The 1,310-nt window shown below is 55.9% G+C and carries 1 protein-coding gene; it reads left to right on the top strand.

Annotated elements, in window-relative coordinates; translation table 11 throughout:
• A partial coding sequence (locus tag Q0140_RS00105) for a hypothetical protein (RefSeq protein ID WP_297960302.1) occupies positions 1–1,310 on the top strand: 1,310 nt, incomplete at both ends.

Genomic DNA, 1,310 nt, shown 5'->3' on the forward strand with positions numbered 1-1,310 from the left:
CCGCGAGCGTGGCGCAATCAAATCTCAAGCCTCGCGAGCAGGTAAGGCAGTATCTCAAAACCCAAAACGTCGCGGATGATGCTGCAGATAAAATTTTGGGCGAGCTTGACCGCGGTGCGAGCCGCTCGGCGCATTTGAGCGATAGCGCTTACAAAAAAGTGGACGAGCTTTACGAGCGCGCAAACCGCCTTGAGTGGGTGAAAGAGTATCAAAGACACGTCGCCGATCGCGCGGAGGAGCTAGCCCAGATGAGGACGGACGGCATAGAGCGCTTTGCTGCTATTCAAAGAGAGGCTGAAAAAATCGCAAAGGAAAATCCTACCCTCTCCGCGCGAGCGCAAAGAGAGCTTCTAAACTCCCGCATAAAGCCCAGCGAAGCGGAGCTTCGATATACCCGCGCCTACAACGACGGCGCGGACGTCGATCCTATGTATGCTGGGCAAAATTTCATCTGGAGGGTGGAAAACGACATCAAAACTCACCCTTACACCACCGAGCAATACGGCGCGCGCTTGGCGAGCAAAGGTTTCGCTCCCGACGTGCAGGCCGCGGCGATGCAGGCATACGACGACGGAGATATAAAATTTCTAAAAAATTATATCGACGCCAAAGTCGCAAAAGCCGAATACGACGACATCGTAAACAATCAAATGAAAGATTGGATCATCAAAGACGGCAAGATAAGGAGAGCACAAAATGGCAAAACAAACGCAGACGCGCCGCAGCGCAGAGCCGACGCAAACGGCGCAGGCGCTGGCAGAAAAGATGAGCGAGTATCAAAGGGCGTTTCTGATCTCGGCGATACTTCAAGCCGAGCGGAGCGGGGACCGGGAGGCGATGCGCAGGTATCATCGCAGCGCGGATCTACTGCTATACTCGGCGGCGAGGATGCAAAAAATGCCGCGGGCGATGAGCTCGTGGGACGATACGGGGCCGCTTCAGGCGATAGCGCAGCTGATGCCGCAGCTTCAAAACAGCGAGTGGTTTCAGCACAAGATGCGGCAGATCAAAGCAGCACAGCGCTAAAAAGCGAGCCTCAAGGCGGCGATCTTGCGGCAAAAGAGGGCGCAGGCTCCGTCAAGCAAGGCGCAAAGCTAAACGAGGGTATGAAAAAGGGCTTCGTAAACGTTAATCTTACCTCTCATCTTGCGGGAGGGCTTAGCGGCGGCGCGCTGGGCGCTACCGACGAAGAGGGCAAATTTAGCCCCGAGAGATTTGCGGCGGGCTTCATCGCAGGGCTCGGCGGCGTCGCGGTGATCCGAAAGGGCTTTCGCGCAAGTATGAAAGCCTACGCCGCAAAGCAGGCAAAG

This window comes from uncultured Campylobacter sp. (assembly GCF_938045405.1).
GTDB lineage: Bacteria > Campylobacterota > Campylobacteria > Campylobacterales > Campylobacteraceae > Campylobacter_B.